This is a genomic window from Streptomyces aurantiogriseus (genome assembly GCF_014649375.1).
In the GTDB taxonomy this organism is placed as follows: Bacteria; Actinomycetota; Actinomycetes; order Streptomycetales; family Streptomycetaceae; genus Streptomyces; species Streptomyces aurantiogriseus.
This window is the reverse complement of record NZ_BMSX01000004.1, coordinates 601019-617104: the sequence shown is the minus strand read 5'-3', so window position 1 is coordinate 617104 and position 16086 is coordinate 601019. Positions and strand designations below refer to the sequence as shown.

Annotated in this window: 11 protein-coding genes and 1 pseudogene; 8 read left to right on the top strand and 4 right to left on the bottom strand. The window is 71.7% G+C overall.

Going from position 1 to position 16086, the window contains the following annotated elements:
- Window positions 1–235 precede the first annotated feature (235 nt).
- The 3 genes from IE263_RS12320 to serC form a co-directional block, all read right to left on the bottom strand.
- Window positions 236–1855 (bottom strand): hypothetical protein, encoded by a 1620-nt coding sequence (locus IE263_RS12320; RefSeq protein WP_189935312.1) that lies wholly within the window; start codon window positions 1853–1855, stop codon window positions 236–238.
- A 392-nt stretch (window positions 1856–2247) separates the two neighbouring features.
- Entirely contained in the window at window positions 2248–2913 is a 666-nt protein-coding gene (locus IE263_RS12315) for a hypothetical protein (protein ID WP_189935310.1), read from the bottom strand.
- Between the two features lie 232 nt (window positions 2914–3145).
- Entirely contained in the window at window positions 3146–4264 is a 1119-nt protein-coding gene (gene serC, locus IE263_RS12310) for a phosphoserine transaminase (RefSeq protein ID WP_189935308.1), read from the bottom strand.
- 151 nt (window positions 4265–4415) lie between these two features.
- Here serC and IE263_RS12305 point away from each other — a divergent pair, with 151 nt between their 5' ends.
- The 3 genes from IE263_RS12305 (at window position 4416) to IE263_RS12295 (ending at window position 9273) form a co-directional block, all read left to right on the top strand.
- Window positions 4416–7283, top strand: a complete 2868-nt coding sequence (locus IE263_RS12305) for an FAD-binding and (Fe-S)-binding domain-containing protein (RefSeq protein ID WP_189935306.1) — start codon at window positions 4416–4418, stop codon at window positions 7281–7283.
- Entirely contained in the window at window positions 7280–8041 is a 762-nt protein-coding gene (locus tag IE263_RS12300; RefSeq protein WP_189935304.1) for a metallophosphoesterase family protein, read from the top strand. The genes IE263_RS12305 and IE263_RS12300 overlap by 4 nt, the downstream gene beginning before the upstream one ends.
- A gap of 107 nt (window positions 8042–8148) precedes the next feature.
- Window positions 8149–9273 carry a lipid II:glycine glycyltransferase FemX gene (locus IE263_RS12295; RefSeq protein ID WP_189935302.1) on the top strand — a complete coding sequence of 375 codons (1125 nt, stop codon included), beginning with the start codon at window positions 8149–8151 and terminating at the stop codon, window positions 9271–9273.
- Window positions 9274–9310: 37 nt separating this feature from the next.
- On the opposite strand, the gene IE263_RS12290 is transcribed toward IE263_RS12295, so the two are convergent.
- Window positions 9311–9781: a hypothetical protein gene (locus IE263_RS12290; RefSeq protein ID WP_189935300.1), complete on the bottom strand. Its 471-nt coding sequence runs from the start codon at window positions 9779–9781 to the stop codon at window positions 9311–9313.
- Window positions 9782–9948: 167 nt separating this feature from the next.
- Here IE263_RS12290 and IE263_RS12285 point away from each other — a divergent pair, with 167 nt between their 5' ends.
- The 5 genes and pseudogenes from IE263_RS12285 to IE263_RS12265 all read left to right on the top strand — a co-directional run bounded on the left by IE263_RS12285 (window position 9949) and on the right by IE263_RS12265 (window position 16076).
- Window positions 9949–10893, top strand: coding sequence for an EamA family transporter (locus tag IE263_RS12285; protein WP_189935298.1), 945 nt, complete (start codon window positions 9949–9951; stop codon window positions 10891–10893).
- Window positions 10894–11065: 172 nt separating this feature from the next.
- Window positions 11066–11863 (top strand): annotated as a pseudogene (locus IE263_RS50330) (ATP-binding cassette domain-containing protein); the annotation flags it as partial.
- Window positions 11864–12001: 138 nt separating this feature from the next.
- A complete protein-coding gene (locus tag IE263_RS12275; RefSeq protein WP_189935296.1) occupies window positions 12002–12808 on the top strand; it encodes a TIGR03084 family metal-binding protein in 807 nt (268 codons plus the stop codon).
- Window positions 12805–14481, top strand: a complete 1677-nt coding sequence (locus IE263_RS12270; RefSeq protein ID WP_189935294.1) for an acyclic terpene utilization AtuA family protein — start codon at window positions 12805–12807, stop codon at window positions 14479–14481. Before IE263_RS12275 ends, IE263_RS12270 begins: the two co-directional genes overlap by 4 nt.
- The gene (locus IE263_RS12265; protein WP_189935292.1) at window positions 14478–16076 is read left to right on the top strand and encodes an acyl-CoA carboxylase subunit beta; all 1599 of its coding nucleotides are present in this window, start codon (window positions 14478–14480) and stop codon (window positions 16074–16076) included. The genes IE263_RS12270 and IE263_RS12265 overlap by 4 nt, the downstream gene beginning before the upstream one ends.
- The last annotated feature ends 10 nt before the right edge of the window (window positions 16077–16086 follow it).

Sequence of the window (16086 nt, the reverse complement as noted above, 5' to 3'; positions counted from 1 at the left end):
CCGCGACCCGAAGTAACCGCCATGACAGCGCGGGCCGCCTCCCGCAACTCGTCCCGCCCCAGGGCGGCGTACTCCGACACCGCGTCGGCTACGCCGCCCTGTCGGCGTTCTCGGCCGCCCGCCGGGCCCGGACCGCAGACATCGTCAGCCGGAACTCCCGTAGGACGCCGAGCCGTTCAGTCGGCGCGAGCAACCGCACTGCCCAATGGCCGCACCCAGGTGCGGTGAGCGGTGTCTAGCGGTGGACGGAGCCGATGTTGGTGGACCGGTCGGCGGCCACGCACTGGGCCCGCGTGCTGCTTCCGGTGGCGGTGACGGTCAGGTTGTTGGGGTTGCCGCAGTTGTTGCTCAGCCGCCCCGACTGGGCGGTGTTCTGCTGGAGCAGATCCATCCCACCGGAGCCGCCCTCGGCCTCCGCACCGTCGCCGATCTCCACGGTGCCTACGTTGGTGGACTCATCGACTGTCAGGCAACGGAGCTCCGCATCCGAGTCCGTCAGCTCGATCCCCGAATCGTTGGGGTTGGCGCAGTTGTTGTTCTGCCGCCCCTCTTGCGCGGTGTTCTGCTGGGACACGGAGCCGCCGCTGGTGGAGCCGCCTTCGGCGTGGGCGCCGCCGCTCTTGACCACGGTGTGCTTGTTGCGGGAGGCGTCTTTGTTCACGCATCCGTTCTTCTGCCGCCCACCATCGGTCGCGGTGACGTTGGAGATGTTGGGGTTGGCGCAGTTGTTGTTCTGCCGCCCCTCTTGCGCGGTGTTCTGCTGGATCAGGGTGCCGCCGCTGGTGGAGCCGCCTTCGGCGTGGGCGCCGCCGCTCTTGACCACGGTGTGCTTGTTGCGGGAGGCGTCTTTGTTCACGCACCCGTTCTTCTGCCGCCCACCACCGGACGCGGTGACGTTGGAGGCGTTGGCGTTGGCGCAGTTGTTGTTCTGCCGCCCCTCTTGCGCGGTGTTCTGCTGGAACACGTTGCCGCCGGTGCTGGAGCCGCCTTCGGCGTGGGCGCCGCCGCTCTTGACCACGGTGTGCTTGTTGCGGGAGGCGTCCTTGTTCACGCACCCGTTCTTCTGCCGCCCACCACCGGACGCGGTGACGCCGGAGTTGGTGGCGTTGGCGCAGTTGTTGTTCTGCCGCCCCTCCTGCGCGGTGTTCTGCTGGGCCACGTCGCCGGTGGCGGAGCCGCCTTCGGCGCGCGCCCCACCGCTCTTGACCACGGTGTGCTTGTTGCGGGAGGCGTCCTTGTTCACGCACCCGTTCTTCTGCCGCCCACCATCGGTCGCGGTGACGTTGGAGGTGTTGGGGTTGGCGCAGTTGTTGTTCTGCCTTCCCTCCTGCGCGGTGTTCTGCTCGACCACGATGCTGCCGGTGCTGGAGCCGCCTTCGGCGTGGGCGCCACCGCCCTTGACGGTGGTGTGCTTGTTGCGGGAGGCGTCCTTGTTCACGCACCCGCTCTCTCGCCGCCCACCGCTTACGTTGGTGTTGGAGCCGTTGGGGTTGGCGCAGTTGTTGTTCAGCCGCCCCTCCTGCGCCGTGTTCTGCTGGAACACGCTGCTGGCGCTGGAGCCGCCCTCGGCGCGCGCCCCGCCATCCTCGACGAGATCGTGCTTGTTGAATGACGCGTCGTCGGTCACGCAGCGCACGTCACTTCTGCTGTCCGTCAGTTCCCCGGTGGTGAGGGGAAGGCCGATCTCCTGTGAGCAGTTGTTGTTCTGCTTGCTCTCCTGGGCGGTGTTCTGCTGGAACAGATCACCGACGGTGTTGGAGCCACCCGTGGCGGCGGCGCCAGGGTCATCGGCGACAGCGATCCCGCAGTGGGCGGACGCCAGGCTGCCAACCGCCAGGACCACAAGTGTGGCCAACCTGATCTTCTGTGCGCGCACCTGTTCCTCCGGACAGACTCGGCGAATCCAGTTCTCTGGCGTCGTGCCACAACGACGCCGGACTCCGTTCGACATGGCCCGGCCGGCGTCTTTCCCCAGATGGCCCATCGCGTTCCCCCGGAAAGCCTGTCGGCGTACACCCGAACGGGCATCTGCCTGAGGCACCCCCATGGAGACCGCGGGGTCAGGGGCGCACGCCGGTGCCCGGCGACAAGTGGCCCCCGGCCCGCGGCCTCGCCCTCAGCGAGGCGCGAGCCCGTGCACCAGGGGGTGGACGACCTCGTCGAGGTCCTCCAGGGCGGCGAAGCCGGGCGACGCGGCCCGACCTGCACCGGTGACGGCTGCGCCCGCCGCTGCCGGCCGAGCGGCGGTCAGACCACGACTGCGGCGAGCGAGCGCCCCATGAACCAGACCCCCACCCCCGTGATCAGACCCGTGATGCTCCAGCCCACCACGCCCATCGGGTTCAGCCCCAGAAGGTTGTAAGCAACCATCAGATACGGCACGGTCAGCAGCAGCCAGCCCCCCAGCAGCGGGTACAGCCACAGCCCGAAAAGGGCCAGCCATGAGGCTCCCAGCAGCAGCCAGCCGAGGAACAGCCAACCCCAGAACGCCCACTCGGAAGAGGTCAGATAGCCCTCGACGTGACCTCCGGCCACCATCCGCACCACTTCTCCACGCCACAGGCGCAGTTCGGCCGGATCCCCACGGTCCGTCGCGCGGAAGGTGTTCGAGCCGACGCCCAGCGACTCCGTGCGCTCACCGAAGCGGACGTCCATGCTGTAACTGCGGGTGCACGACGTGCCGCCGTTGCTGTTCGTGGTGCACGACTCGCTCCAGTCCATGTCGACGACCTCGCCGGTGGTCCGCGCGATGCAGTCGTCGGCCGTCTCCCACGGTGTGCCGACGGGACACAGGGAGGCGTTCTTGTACAACACGACAGCCGGATGGTTCCGTTCGACGCGATCCACGCACAGGACGAGCCCCGGCACCGCGACCGCGAGGATCAGCACCCGCAGCACCACATGAGACGCCACGTCACGACGACGCCGGGACCAGCTCTTGCCGCCACGTAACACGGTGGGACGCCCTCCCCCTGAACAGCCCGTACGGCCCGTACATCCCGTCCTACCCGACCAGCGTCCGCCAACCCCGGAAACGGAGGCAATGGCCCGACCGTGTGAACCCGACCGTGTGAAGCGGCGGCCGCCGCGACGACGAGGGGCGCCCGGTGGTCACCGGGCGCCCCTCACTGCCGTACCGAAGTGATCAGAGCTTCTCGATCACGTAGTCGATGCACTTCGTCAGCGCCTCGATGTCCGCCGGGTCGATCGCCGGGAACATCGCGACGCGCAGCTGGTTGCGGCCGAGCTTGCGGTAGGGCTCGGTGTCGACGATGCCGTTGGCGCGCAGGACCTTGGCGACGGCGGCGGCGTCCACCTCGTCGGTGAAGTCGATGGTGCCGATGACGGCCGAGCGCTTGGCGGGGTCGGCGACGAAGGGGTTGGCGTACTTGACGTCCTCGGCCCAGCCGTAGAGCGTGCGGGCGGAAGTGGCGGTGCGGCGGACCGACCAGTCGAGGCCGCCCTGGCCGTTGAGCCACTCCAGCTGCTGGTTCAGCAGGAAGACGGTGGCCAGCGCCGGGGTGTTGTACGTCTGGTTCTTGCGGGAGTTGTCGATCGCCGTGGGGAGCGAGAAGAACTCCGGGATGTGGCGGCCGGACGCGTGGATGCGCTCGGCGCGCTCGATCGCGGTCGGGGAGAAGATGCCGATCCACAGGCCGCCGTCGGAGGCGAAGGACTTCTGCGGGGCGAAGTAGTAGACGTCGGTCTCGGCGATGTCGACCGGCAGACCGCCGGCGCCCGACGTCGCGTCGACCAGGACCAGGGCGCCCTCGTCGGCACCTTCCACGCGCTTGATGGGCATGGCCACGCCGGTGGAGGTCTCGTTGTGCGTGAAGGCGTAGACGTCGACGCCCGCCTCTGCGACCGGCTCGGGGTGCGTGCCCGGGTCGGAGGAGATGACGTCGGGCTCGGCGAGCCAGGGGGCGAGCTTCGCGGCCTTGGCGAACTTGGAGCTGAACTCGCCGAAGCTGAGGTGCTGCGACTTGTTCTCGATCAGGCCGTGGGTCGCGATGTCCCAGAAGGCGGTGGAGCCGCCGTTGCCGAGGACGACCTCGTAGCCGTCCGGGATCTGGAACAGCTGGGAGATGCCCTCGCGGACCTGGCCGACCAGGTTCTTGACCGGGGCCTGGCGGTGGGAGGTACCGAGGAGAGAGGTACCGGTGGCGGCCAGGGCGTCCAGCGCCTCCACCCGCACCTTGGAGGGGCCCGCGCCGAATCGACCGTCGGCGGGCTTGATGTCAGCAGGAATCTGGATCTCAGCCACGGCCGGAGCGTATCCCCTGGGGGAAACGGTACGGAAACGTGTCCGTTCGATGAGACGCGATATCCGGCGTTCGGACCTGTGGATTCCTGTGAGGTGACAGGTTTTCCACAGGGCTTTCGTCACTGTCGGTGACGAGGTGCATCCTGGACGCATGACAGATCTCGAGGGGGAGCTGCGCAGGGCCGTCCGGGGTGACGTGGGGTTCGACGTCACCTCCCGCGCGCTGGTGACCATGGACGCGTCCAACTACCGACGCGTGCCGCTGGGCGTCGTCGCGCCGCGCGACGCGGACGACGTGGCGGCGGTGCTGGAGGTGTGCCGGACACGGGGAGTGCCGGTCGTGGCGCGTGGTGGGGGCACATCGATCGCCGGGCAGGCGACGGGCGCGGGCGTCGTGCTGGACTTCACGCGTCACCTGAACCGGTTGGTCGCCTTGGATCCGGTCGCGCGGACGGCCGTCGTCCAGCCGGGGCTCGTCCTCGACCGGCTCCAGGAAGCCGCCGCTCCGCACGGCCTGCGCTTCGGCCCCGACCCCTCCACCCACAGCCGCTGCACGCTCGGCGGGATGATCGGCAACAACTCCTGCGGCTCACACTCGGTGGCGTGGGGGACGACCGCGGACAACGTGCGGGAGCTCGACGTCATCACCGCGCGCGGACAGCGGCTCCGGCTCGGCCAGGGGTGGGCCGGCGCGCCGGACGGGCTGCGGGCCCTCGTCGAGGGCGAGTTGGCGCGGCTGCGCACCGGCTTTCCGGAGCTGCCCCGCCGTATCTCCGGGTACGCGCTGGACGCGCTGCTGCCCGAGAAGGGCGCCGACGTCGCCCGGTCCTTCTGCGGCTCGGAGGGCACGCTGGGCGTGCTGACGGAGGCCGTCGTCGACCTCGTCGAAGCGCCACGCGCGCGTGCGCTGGCCGTGCTCGGATACGCCGACGAGGGCGCCGCCGCCGAGGCCGCGGCCGGGCTGCTGCCGTTCGGGCCGCTGACGGTCGAGGGCATGGCCGCCGACCTGGTGCCGTCGGCCGCGGGGCTGCCACGGGGCGGGGCCTGGCTGTTCGTGGAGACGGGCGGGGAGTCGGCGGGGGAGGCACGCGCGCGTGCGGAGACGATCGTGCGCGCGGCGGACGTCATGGATTCCCTGGTGGTGACGGAGGACGCCGGGCAGCGCGCCCTGTGGCGCATCCGCGAGGACGCCAGCGGTACGGCGACCCGGATGCCCGACGGCTCCGAGGCCTGGCCCGGCTGGGAGGACTGCGCGGTCCCGCCGGCCCGACTGGGCGCCTACCTGCGGGACTTCCGCGCCCTCCTCCGCGCCCACGGCCTGCGCGGCACCCCCTACGGCCACTTCGGGGACGGCTGCATCCACGTCCGCATCGACTTCGACCTGCTCACCGAGGCCGGCATCGGCCGCTTCCGCCGCTTCTCGGAGGAACTGGCCGACCTGGTCACGGCCCACGGCGGCTCACTGTCCGGGGAGCACGGCGACGGGCAGGCGCGGGCCGAGCTGCTGCCGAAGATGTACGGGGCGGAGCTGGTCGCGCTGTTCGAGCGGGCGAAGGGAGTGTGGGACCCCGACGACCTGCTCAACCCGGGCATGCTGGTCCGCCCCGCCCCCCTCGACTCCCACCTCCGCTTCTCCGCCCTTCCCCGCGAACCGGTCGACGTGGCCTTCGGCTACCCCGGCGACGGCGGCGACTTCTCCGCCGCGGTCCGCCGCTGCGTCGGCGTCGCCAAGTGCCGTACGACCACGGCGACCGGGCCGGCCGTGATGTGCCCCTCCTACCGGGCCACGGGCGAGGAACAGCACTCCACGCGCGGGCGTGCCCGCCTGCTGCACGAGATGCTCGCGGGCGAGCTGGTCACCGACGGCTGGCGGTCGCAGGAGGTGCGGGAGGCCCTGGACCTGTGCCTGTCCTGCAAGGGCTGCCGCTCCGACTGTCCCGTCGAGGTCGACATGGCCACCTACAAGGCGGAGTTCCTCCACCACCACTACGAGGGACGCCGCCGCCCGGCCGCCCACTACAGCATGGGCCGGCTGCCGGTATGGCTGCGCTGGGCGCGTCGCACGCGCGCGGTGGCGTTGATCAACGCGCTCGCGTCGGTGAGGCCGCTGGCGAGCGTCGGCAAGCGGCTGGGCGGGATCGCGCCGGAGCGGGATATTCCGCGGCTGGCGCGGCGGACGTTCAGCGACTGGTGGCGCGGGAGGCGGACACGGACCACCACGTCCGGAGACCTCGTCGTCCTGTGGCCCGACACCTTCACCGAGCACCTCTCGCCCTCCGTCGGCCGGGCCGCCGTACGGGTGCTGGAAGCCGCAGGACTGCGGGTGGTGCTTCCGCCGACGCTGCGGCTGCGGGGCCGGCCGGTCGGGGACGCCCGGTCCAGGTCCGCCCTCCGTCTGCTGACGGCCCGGCGGGGCCGCGTCTGCTGCGGGCTGACGTACGTCTCCACCGGGCAGCTCGATCATGCGCGTGGGGTGCTGCGGCGCACGCTCGACCTGATGGAGCCGGTGCTGGAGACGGACGCTCCGGTGGTCGTGCTGGAGCCGAGCTGTGCGGCGGCGCTGCGCGGCGACCTGCCCGAGCTGCTGCACGACGACCCGCGTGCGGCGCGCCTCGCCGCCCGTGTCCTGACCTTCGCGGAGGCTCTGGAGCGGCACGCCCCCGACTGGAGACCGCCGCGCCTGGACCGCCCGGCGGTGGGCCAGACCCACTGCCACCAGCACGCGGTGCTGGGCGACACGGCCGACCGCCGGCTGCGCGAGGCCGCCGGTCTCACCGGCGACCTGAGCGGCGGCTGCTGCGGCCTCGCCGGTGACTTCGGCTTCGAGAAAGGGCACTTCGAGGTGTCCACGGCGTGCGCGGAGGAGCAGCTGCTGCCGTCCGTACGGGAGGCGCCGGCCGACGCGGTGGTCCTGGCGGACGGCTTCTCCTGCCGGACGCAGATGGAGCAGTTGGCGGGGGTGCGGGGGCGGCATCTGGCGGAAGCGCTGGCAGAAGAGCTGGAGGGAGAAGAGACATGACGGACGAGTGGGGGCGGGTGGCCGTCCTCTCCGACATCCACGGCGTCCTGCCCGCCCTGGAGGCGGTCCTCGCCGAGCCCGAGGTCGCGGCGGCCGACCGCGTCGTGCTGACCGGCGACATCACGGCGGGGCCCCAACCCGCCGAAGTGCTCGACCTGTTACGGGCTCAGGGCGAGCGCGTGCTGTGGGTCGCGGGCAACGCGGACCGGGAACTGGTCGAGTACCGGCGAGGGAAGCGCAGCGACATCCCGGATCCGATAGGCCCGTTCGCCGCGTCCGCGCTCCGCGAGGAACAGGTCGACTTCCTCGAAGGCCTCCCCGCCACCCGCACCCTGACCGTCCGCGGTCTCGGCCCGGTCCTCTTCTGTCACGCCACCCCCCGCGACGACGAGGAGGTCGTCCTCGTCGACTCCCGCCCGGCCCGCTGGAGGGAGGTCTTCGAGGGCCTCGACGAGAAGGTGCGCACGGTGGTGTGCGGCCACACGCACATGCCGTACGTCCGCCTCGCGCAGGGCCGGCTGGTGGTCAATCCGGGCAGCGTCGGCATGCCGTACGGCCGCGCCGGCGCGCACTGGTGCCTGCTGGGCCCGGGGACCGACCTGCGCGTGACGCCGTACGACGTCCCCGCGGCCGTCGCCCGGCTCGTCGCGGAGTGCCGGTACCCGGGCATCGCCGAGTGGGCGGACACCTACCTGCACGCGCGCGTGACGGACACGCAGGCACTGGAGGCCTTCGGTCCCCGGGACGGCCGCCGATGACCTCCTAGGCTGGGTGTACGGCCGTGCGAGGACGGGAACAGCCGTTTGCCGCGACCATCGCCGCAACATCACTGCGGCCGGAACAGCCACTCGAAGGAGCCCCGCGCATGAGCCTGCGTGTCCAGCCGATCTCCCGTGACGAGCACCTGGCGTTCGTCGAGGGCCTCCCCTCCGCCAGCCATATGCAGATCCCGTCATGGGGCGATGTGAAGCCGGACTGGCGGGCGGAGAGCCTGGGCTGGTTCGACGAGGCGGGCCTGCTCGTGGGAGCGGGACTGGTGCTCTTCCGGCCGCTGCCGAAGCTGAAGAAGTACCTGGCCTACCTGCCCGAGGGACCGGTCGTCGACTGGTTCGCGCCGGACCTCGTCGAGCGCTGGCTGGAGCCGATGCTCGCCCATCTCAAGGCGCGGGGCGCGTTCTCGGTGAAGATGGGCCCGCCCGTCGTCGTACGGCGCTGGAGCGCCGACGCCGTCAAGGCGGCCATCGCCGACCCGGGCGCCCACCGCCTGCGCGACGCCGAGGCGACCTCGTACGAACCGCGCGCCTTCGACCTCGCCGACCGGCTGCGCCGCGCCGGCTGGCAGCAGACCGAGCCGGGAGGAGAGGACGGGTTCGCCGCCGGGCAGCCGCGTCATGTCTTCCAGGTGCCGTACGAGGGACGGTCGTTGGAGGAGATCCACCAGGGCCTCAACCAGCAGTGGCGGCGCAACATCAAGAAGGCGGAGAAGGCGGGGGTGAAGGTCGTCCGCGGCGGCTACGAGGACCTGTCGGCCTTCTACACCCTCTACACCGAGACCGCCGAACGCGACCGCTTCATCCCGCGCCCCCTGCCCTACTTCCAGCGCATGTGGACCGCGCTGAACGCCGAACACCCCGACCGTATGCGGCTCTACCTCGCCCACCACGACGGTGACGTCCTCGCCGCCGCCACCATGCTGACCGTCGGCCGGCACGCCTGGTACTCCTACGGCGCCTCCACCAGCCACAAGCGCGAGGTCCAGCCCAACAACGCCATGCAGTGGCGCATGATGTGCGACGCCCACGAACTCGGCGCCGCCGTCTACGACCTGCGCGGCATCACCGACACCCTGGAGGACTCCCACCACCTCCTCGGCCTGCTCCGCTTCAAGGTGGGCACGGGTGGGCAGGCCGTGGAGTACCTGGGGGAGTGGGACTTCCCGCTCAACCGGCTGCTGCACAAGGCCCTCGACCTGTACATGGCGCGCCGCTGAGGAGGACCCGGCAGGCGATCGCGCAGAGGTACGTCCGTCAGATGCGCGCCCTGATCTGGCGGACGGGGTGCCCGAGCGCGTCGCCGAGGCCGGCGAGTTCCTCGTCGCTGAACCAGATGCGCTCGGGGTTCCAGACGGCGATCTCGAAGCGGGCGAAACCGCACGGCCAGTCGAACTCCAGGGCGTCGAGCGTGGTCGCGCCGCCGCAGCAGGGCACTTCGGCCGCGAGGGTCGGGAAGCCGTCGTCCGCGTGGGCTTCGAGCAGGTCGGCCCACCAGCCGGTGTCGATGGCGGAGCGGCAGAGCGGGCAGGTGATCCGCTCCAGGTTGTCGCCGCAGTCGACGGGGGTGAGCGTGTCGTGCCAGTACACCTCGACCTCCGCGTCGAAGGCGTCCGGATCGTCCGGGTCCGAGAGCCCCGCCGCCAGCGCTGCGGCCCGGTCGGCTCGGGCGCGCTCGGGCTGCCAGTGCGGGTCGGTCGGTATGACGGAGAGGACGTCGTCGCTCATGGGTTCCATGATGGCGTCACTCATGGGGCCCCTGGTGCGTTCCGCCATTCGAGATACCACCGGGACAGTGGCATCAACGCTTCACACACCTGACGAGGTCCACTACCCTGGACTTGGCAGTACATCGTGATGGACGAACCCCCGAATCCCGAGCCTCAGGACCGCCCGTGAGCACCCCCGACACCGCCACGTCGACCTCGCCTTCCCCCTCGTCCACAGCGGCCGGGGCGGTTCCCGGCCCCGCCCGCTGGGGCTCCCTCGGCCCGGTCGGCCTGGTGCTCGCCGGAGGCATCTCGGTCCAGTTCGGCGGCGCGCTCGCGGTGTTGTTGATGCCGAGGGCGGGCGCGCTGGGCGTCGTGGCCCTCCGGCTGCTGGTCGCGGCCGTCGTCCTTCTTCTGGTCTGCCGGCCCAGGCTGCGCGGGCACTCCCGGGCCGACTGGGGCACGGTCGTCGTCTTCGGCGTCACGATGGCCGCGATGAACGGCCTCTTCTACCAGGCCCTCGCCCGCATCCCGCTGGGTCCCGCGGTCACCCTCGAGGTCCTCGGCCCCCTCGCCCTGTCCGTCCTGGCCTCGCGCCGGGCGATCAACCTGGTCTGGGCCGGGCTCGCCCTCGCCGGCGTCTTCCTGCTCGGCGGCGGGGGCTTCGGTGGCCTCGACCCGTTGGGGGTCGCGTTCGCGCTGGGCGCGGGCGCGATGTGGGCGGCGTACATCGTCTTCAGCGCCCGTACGGGCCGCCGCTTCCCGCAAGCCGACGGACTCGCGCTGGCGATGGTGGTGGGCGCGCTGCTCTTCCTGCCCCTGGGTATCGCCGAGTCGGGCACGAAACTTGCCGCCCCGGTGACCCTGGGTCTGGGCGCGGCGGTGGCCCTGCTGTCCTCCGTCCTCCCCTACACCCTCGAACTCCTCGCCCTGCGCCGCCTGCCCGCCTCCACCTTCGCGGTCCTGATGAGCCTGGAACCGGCCATCGCGGCCACGGCCGGCTTCCTCGTCCTCGACCAGGCCCTGTCGGCCACGGAGGCAGCCGCGATCGCACTGGTCGTCGCGGCGAGCATGGGCGCGATGCGGACGCAGGTGGGGCGGGGAAAGGCGCCGGTCTCCGCTACTGACTGACCGTCAGCACCCAGGATTTCCCAAGGTTTTCACAGCATTAGCCGACGGCGCGGTCACCTCGGTGGTGGAGGAGTCGCTCGGCAACCTCGTCCTCACCCAGGCGTACGGCCGCCAGGACGCCGAGCGCCGCCGGCTGAGGCAGGAGGCGACTGCGTGGTTCCGCGTCCCCGCGCCCGGCTCGGTCCTCCTGGACGGCACCCCGTTGCACCAGTTCCCGCTGGAGCGGCTGCGCGAGTACATCGCCCTCCTGCCGCAGGAGACGTTGGTCCTGCACGACACGGTCCGCGCCAACATCGCCTGCGGCCGGCCCGGGGCGAGCGACCAGGCCATCGAGGAGGCGGCCCGGGCAGCCGACGCGCACGACTTCATCACCGCCCTGCCGGACGGCTACGACACCCAGGTCGACCCCCATTCCGCCCGGCTGTCCGGCGGCCAGCTGCAGCGCCTGGCCATCGCGCGCGCGGTGCTGCGTGACGCTCCCGTACTCGTCCTGGACGAGCCGACCACCGGCCTCGACGCGCTCGCCGCGCGCCGCATCGTCGAACCGCTGCGCCGTCTGATGGCGGGCCGCACCACCATCATGATCACGCACGACCTGGATCTGGCCCCCGACGCCGACCGAGTGATCGTCATCGAGAAGGGCCATCTCGTCGAGACCGGCCGGCACGGTGAACTGCTGGCGCTCAGTGGCACCTACGCACGCCTGTACAGCTCCCGGAAGGACAGGACGGGCATGGCAACGGACCTGGCGGAGCCGATCCCGCCCGTTCCCGCGCCCATGACCGTTCCCGCGCCCATGACCGTTCCCGCGCCCATGACCGTTCCCGCGCCCATGACCGTTCCCGCGCCCATGACCGTTCCCGCGCCCATGACCGTTCCCGCGCCCGCGGTGGACCCCCTGTTCGCGGCGGACCCTCTGTTCGCACCCGACACCCCCGCAGGACACACGTACGGCGGATACGCATCGTGAGCCCTCGCGCCGGAGACCGGAGGTCGCCGCCGCGCACCGGAGCCCACGTCCACTCAAAAATGCAAGCACGCTTGCTTGTTTCTGGGTGTGCTGGCATGCTCCCGAGCACACACCGTCGTGCCCTGAGGGAGCGTCACCGTGGACGTGTTCGGCGATCTGCACCGCGAGAGCGAGGAACTCGACGCGATCGTCGGGGAGCTGGCGGAAGAGCAGTGGGCGCTCGCCACACCCGCAGCCGGGTGGACGATCGCCCATCAGATCGCACACCTCGCCTGGACCGACCGCGCCGCGCTGCTCGCCGTGACCGATCACGACGCCTTCGCCCGTGAGGTGGAGAAGGCGCTGGCGGCGCCCGGGGACTTCGTGGACAACGGCGCGGAGGAGGGGGCCGGGAAGCCGCCCGCGCAGTTGCTCGCGGACTGGCGGGCCGGGCGCGAGGCCCTCCAGGACGCCCTGCGGGCGGCACCCGCGGGGTCGCGTTTCCCCTGGTACGGCCCGCCCATGTCGGTCGCCTCCATGGCCACCGCCCGTCTCATGGAGACATGGGCCCACGGCCTGGACGTGGCGGACGCGCTGGGCGTGGTGCCCGAACCCACCGACCGGCTCCGGCACATCGTCCGCCTCGGCGTCCGCACTCGCGACTTCGCCTTCGGCGTGCACGGACTGCCCGCGCCGTTCGAGGAGTTTCGTGTGGAACTGCGTGCTCCTTCCGGCGAGTTGTGGACATACGGCCCCGAAGACGCCACGGACCGCGTCACCGGCCCCGCCCTCGACTTCTGCCTCCTGGTCACTCAACGCGCGCACCGCGCCGATCTCTCCCTGCGCGCCGAAGGCCCCGACGCCGACCGCTGGCTGGACATCGCCCAGGCCTTCGCGGGGCCGCCCGGAGCCGGCCGCCCGCCGAAGGAGGCGCCGGACGCCACCGGGGAGGGGCCCGCCCGGTGACCGCCCTCCGGATCGGCAACGCCTCCGGCTTCTACGGCGACCGCTTCGACGCGATGCGGGAGATGCTCACCGGCGGCGAACTCGATGTCCTCACCGGCGACTACCTCGCCGAACTGACCATGCTGATCCTCGGCCGGGACCGGCTCAAGGACCCCTCCGCCGGCTACGCCCGCACCTTCCTGCGCCAACTCGAGGAGTCCCTCGGCCTCGCCCACGACCGCCGCGTCCGCATCGTCACCAACGCCGGCGGCCTCAACCCCGCCGGACTCGCCGACGCCGTACGGCAGTTGGCACAGCGACTCGGCATCCCCGTACGCGTCGCGCACGTCGAGGGCGACGACCTCGGGCCCCGGTGCCCCGACAGCCTCACCGCCCACGCCTACCTCGGCGGCTTCGGCATCGCCGCCTGCCTGCGGGAGGGCGCCGACGTCGTCGTCACCGGTCGGGTGACCGACGCGGCACTGGTCACGGGGCCCGCCGCCGCCCACTTCGGCTGGGGCCCCACGGAGTACGACCGGCTCGCGGGCGCCGTCGTCGCCGGGCACGTCCTGGAGTGCGGGACGCAGGCCACCGGCGGCAACTACGCCTTCTTCCGGGACGGGAGCGGTGACGTCCGCCGCCCCGGCTTCCCGCTCGCCGAACTCCACGCCGACGGCACCAGCGTGATCACCAAACACCCGGGCACGGGCGGCTTCGTCGACGTCGGCACGGTGACCGCGCAGCTGCTCTACGAGACGGACGGCGCCCGCTACGCGGGACCGGATGTCACCGCCCGCCTGGACACCGTACGGCTGACCCAGGACGGTCCCGACCGGGTGCGCGTCGAAGGGGTGCGGGGGGAGGCTCCGCCGCCGACCCTCAAGGTCGGGTGCAGCCGGCTCGGCGGCTTCCGCAACGAGGTCGTCTTCGTCCTGACCGGCCTCGACATCGAGGCCAAGGCCGCGCTCGTACGGCAGCAGATGGAGCCCGCGCTCGCCGAAGTCGCCGACATCCGCTGGGAGTTGGCCCGTACGGACCGGGCGGACGCCGACACCGAGGAGACCGCGAGCGCGCTGCTGCGGCTCGTCGTACGGGATCCGGCGCAGGAGGCGGTGGGGCGGGCGCTGAGCGGGGCCGCCGTCGAGCTGGCGCTCGCGAGCTACCCGGGCTTCCATGTGGTCGCACCACCCGAGAAGGGCTCGCCCTACGGGGTGTTCGAGGCGGCCCATGTCCCCCAGGGCGAGGTCGAGCAGGTGGCCGTCCTCCCTGACGGACGCCGGGTCGCCGTGCCGCCGGCCGCCGACACGCTCGTACTCGACGACGTACCGGAGCCGCTCCTTCCGGAGCCGTTGGCGCCCGGTGCCACCCGGCACGCTCCGCTCGGGCTCGTCGCAGGGGCCCGCAGCGGCGACAAGGGCGGGAACGCCAACGTCGGAGTGTGGGTACGGACGGACGAGGCATGGCGGTGGCTCGTGCACGCGCTGACCGTCGAGCGGTTCCGGGAGCTGATCCCGGAGAGCCGGGAGCTGCCGGTCACCCGGCACGTCCTGCCCCACCTCCGCGCCCTGAACTTCGTCGTCGAGGGCATCCTCGGCGCCGGCGTCGCTTCCCGGCACCGCTTCGACCCGCAGGCCAAGGCCCTCGGCGAATGGCTGCGCTCCCGCCACCTGGACATCCCGGAGGTCCTGCTGTGACCGTCCTGTCGTCGGCGTTGGACCCCAACGGCCCTGACTACCGCGCCAACCGCGAGGCGATGCTCGCCAAGCTGGCCGGCCTGGACGCCGAGCACGCCAAGGCGCTGGCGGGCGGCGGCGAGAAGTACGTCGCCCGGCACCGCGCGCGCGGCAAACTCCTCGCCCGCGAGCGCATCGAGCTGCTCCTCGACCCCGACACGCCCTTCCTGGAGCTGTCGCCGCTGGCCGCCTGGGGCAGCGACTACGCCGTCGGTGCCTCGCTGGTCACCGGGATCGGGGTCGTCGAGGGCGTGGAATGCCTGATCACCGCCAACGACCCGACCGTGCGCGGGGGCGCCAGCAACCCGTGGTCACTGAAGAAGGCCCTGCGGGCGAACGACATCGCGCTCGCCAACCGGCTGCCCTGCATCAGCCTGGTGGAGTCGGGCGGGGCGGACCTGCCCTCGCAGAAGGAGATCTTCATCCCCGGGGGCGCCGTCTTCCGGGACCTGACACGGCTGTCCGCGGCCGGCATTCCGACCGTCGCCGTCGTCTTCGGGAACTCCACGGCCGGGGGCGCGTACATCCCCGGCATGTCCGACCACGTGATCATGGTCAAGGAGCGGGCGAAGGTGTTCCTCGGCGGGCCGCCGCTGGTGAAGATGGCCACCGGAGAGGAGAGCGACGACGAGTCGCTCGGCGGCGCGGAGATGCACGCGCGCGTGTCGGGCCTCGCCGACTACTTCGCCGTCGACGAGAGGGACGCGCTGCGGCAGGCGCGGCGGGTGGTCGCGCGGCTCAACCACCGCAAGGCGTACGAGGACCCGGGGCCGGCCGCGCCCCCCAAGTACGACCCGGAGGAGCTCCTGGGAATCGTCCCCGGCGATCTGAAGGTCCCCTTCGACCCCCGCGAGGTGATCGCCCGGATCGTCGACGCCTCCGACTTCGACGAGTTCAAACCGCTGTACGGGACGAGCCTGGCCACCGGCTGGGCCACCCTGCACGGCTACCCGGTCGGCATCCTGGCGAACGCCCAGGGCGTGCTCTTCAGCGAGGAGTCCCAGAAGGCCGCCCAGTTCATCCAGCTCGCCAACCAGCGCGACATCCCGCTGCTCTTCCTGCACAACACCACCGGCTACATGGTCGGCAAGGAGTACGAGCAGGGCGGCATCATCAAGCACGGCGCGATGATGATCAACGCGGTCTCCAACTCGCGCGTCCCCCACCTGTCCGTCCTCATGGGCGCGTCCTACGGCGCCGGCCACTACGGCATGTGCGGCCGTGCCTACGACCCCCGCTTCCTCTTCGCCTGGCCCAGCGCCAAGTCGGCCGTCATGGGCCCGCAGCAGCTCGCGGGCGTCCTGTCGATCGTCGCCCGCCAGTCGGCGGTCGCCAAGGGGCAGCCGTACGACGAGGACGCCGACGCCGCCCTGCGCGCGATGGTCGAGCAGCAGATCGAGTCCGAGTCGCTGCCGATGTTCCTGTCCGGGCGGCTGTACGACGACGGCGTCATCGACCCGCGCGACACCCGCACCGTCATCGGCCTGTGTCTGTCGGCCGTCCACACCGCCCCCTACGAGGGCGCGCGGGGCGGCTTCGGCGTCTTCCGGATGTGAGGGACCCAGT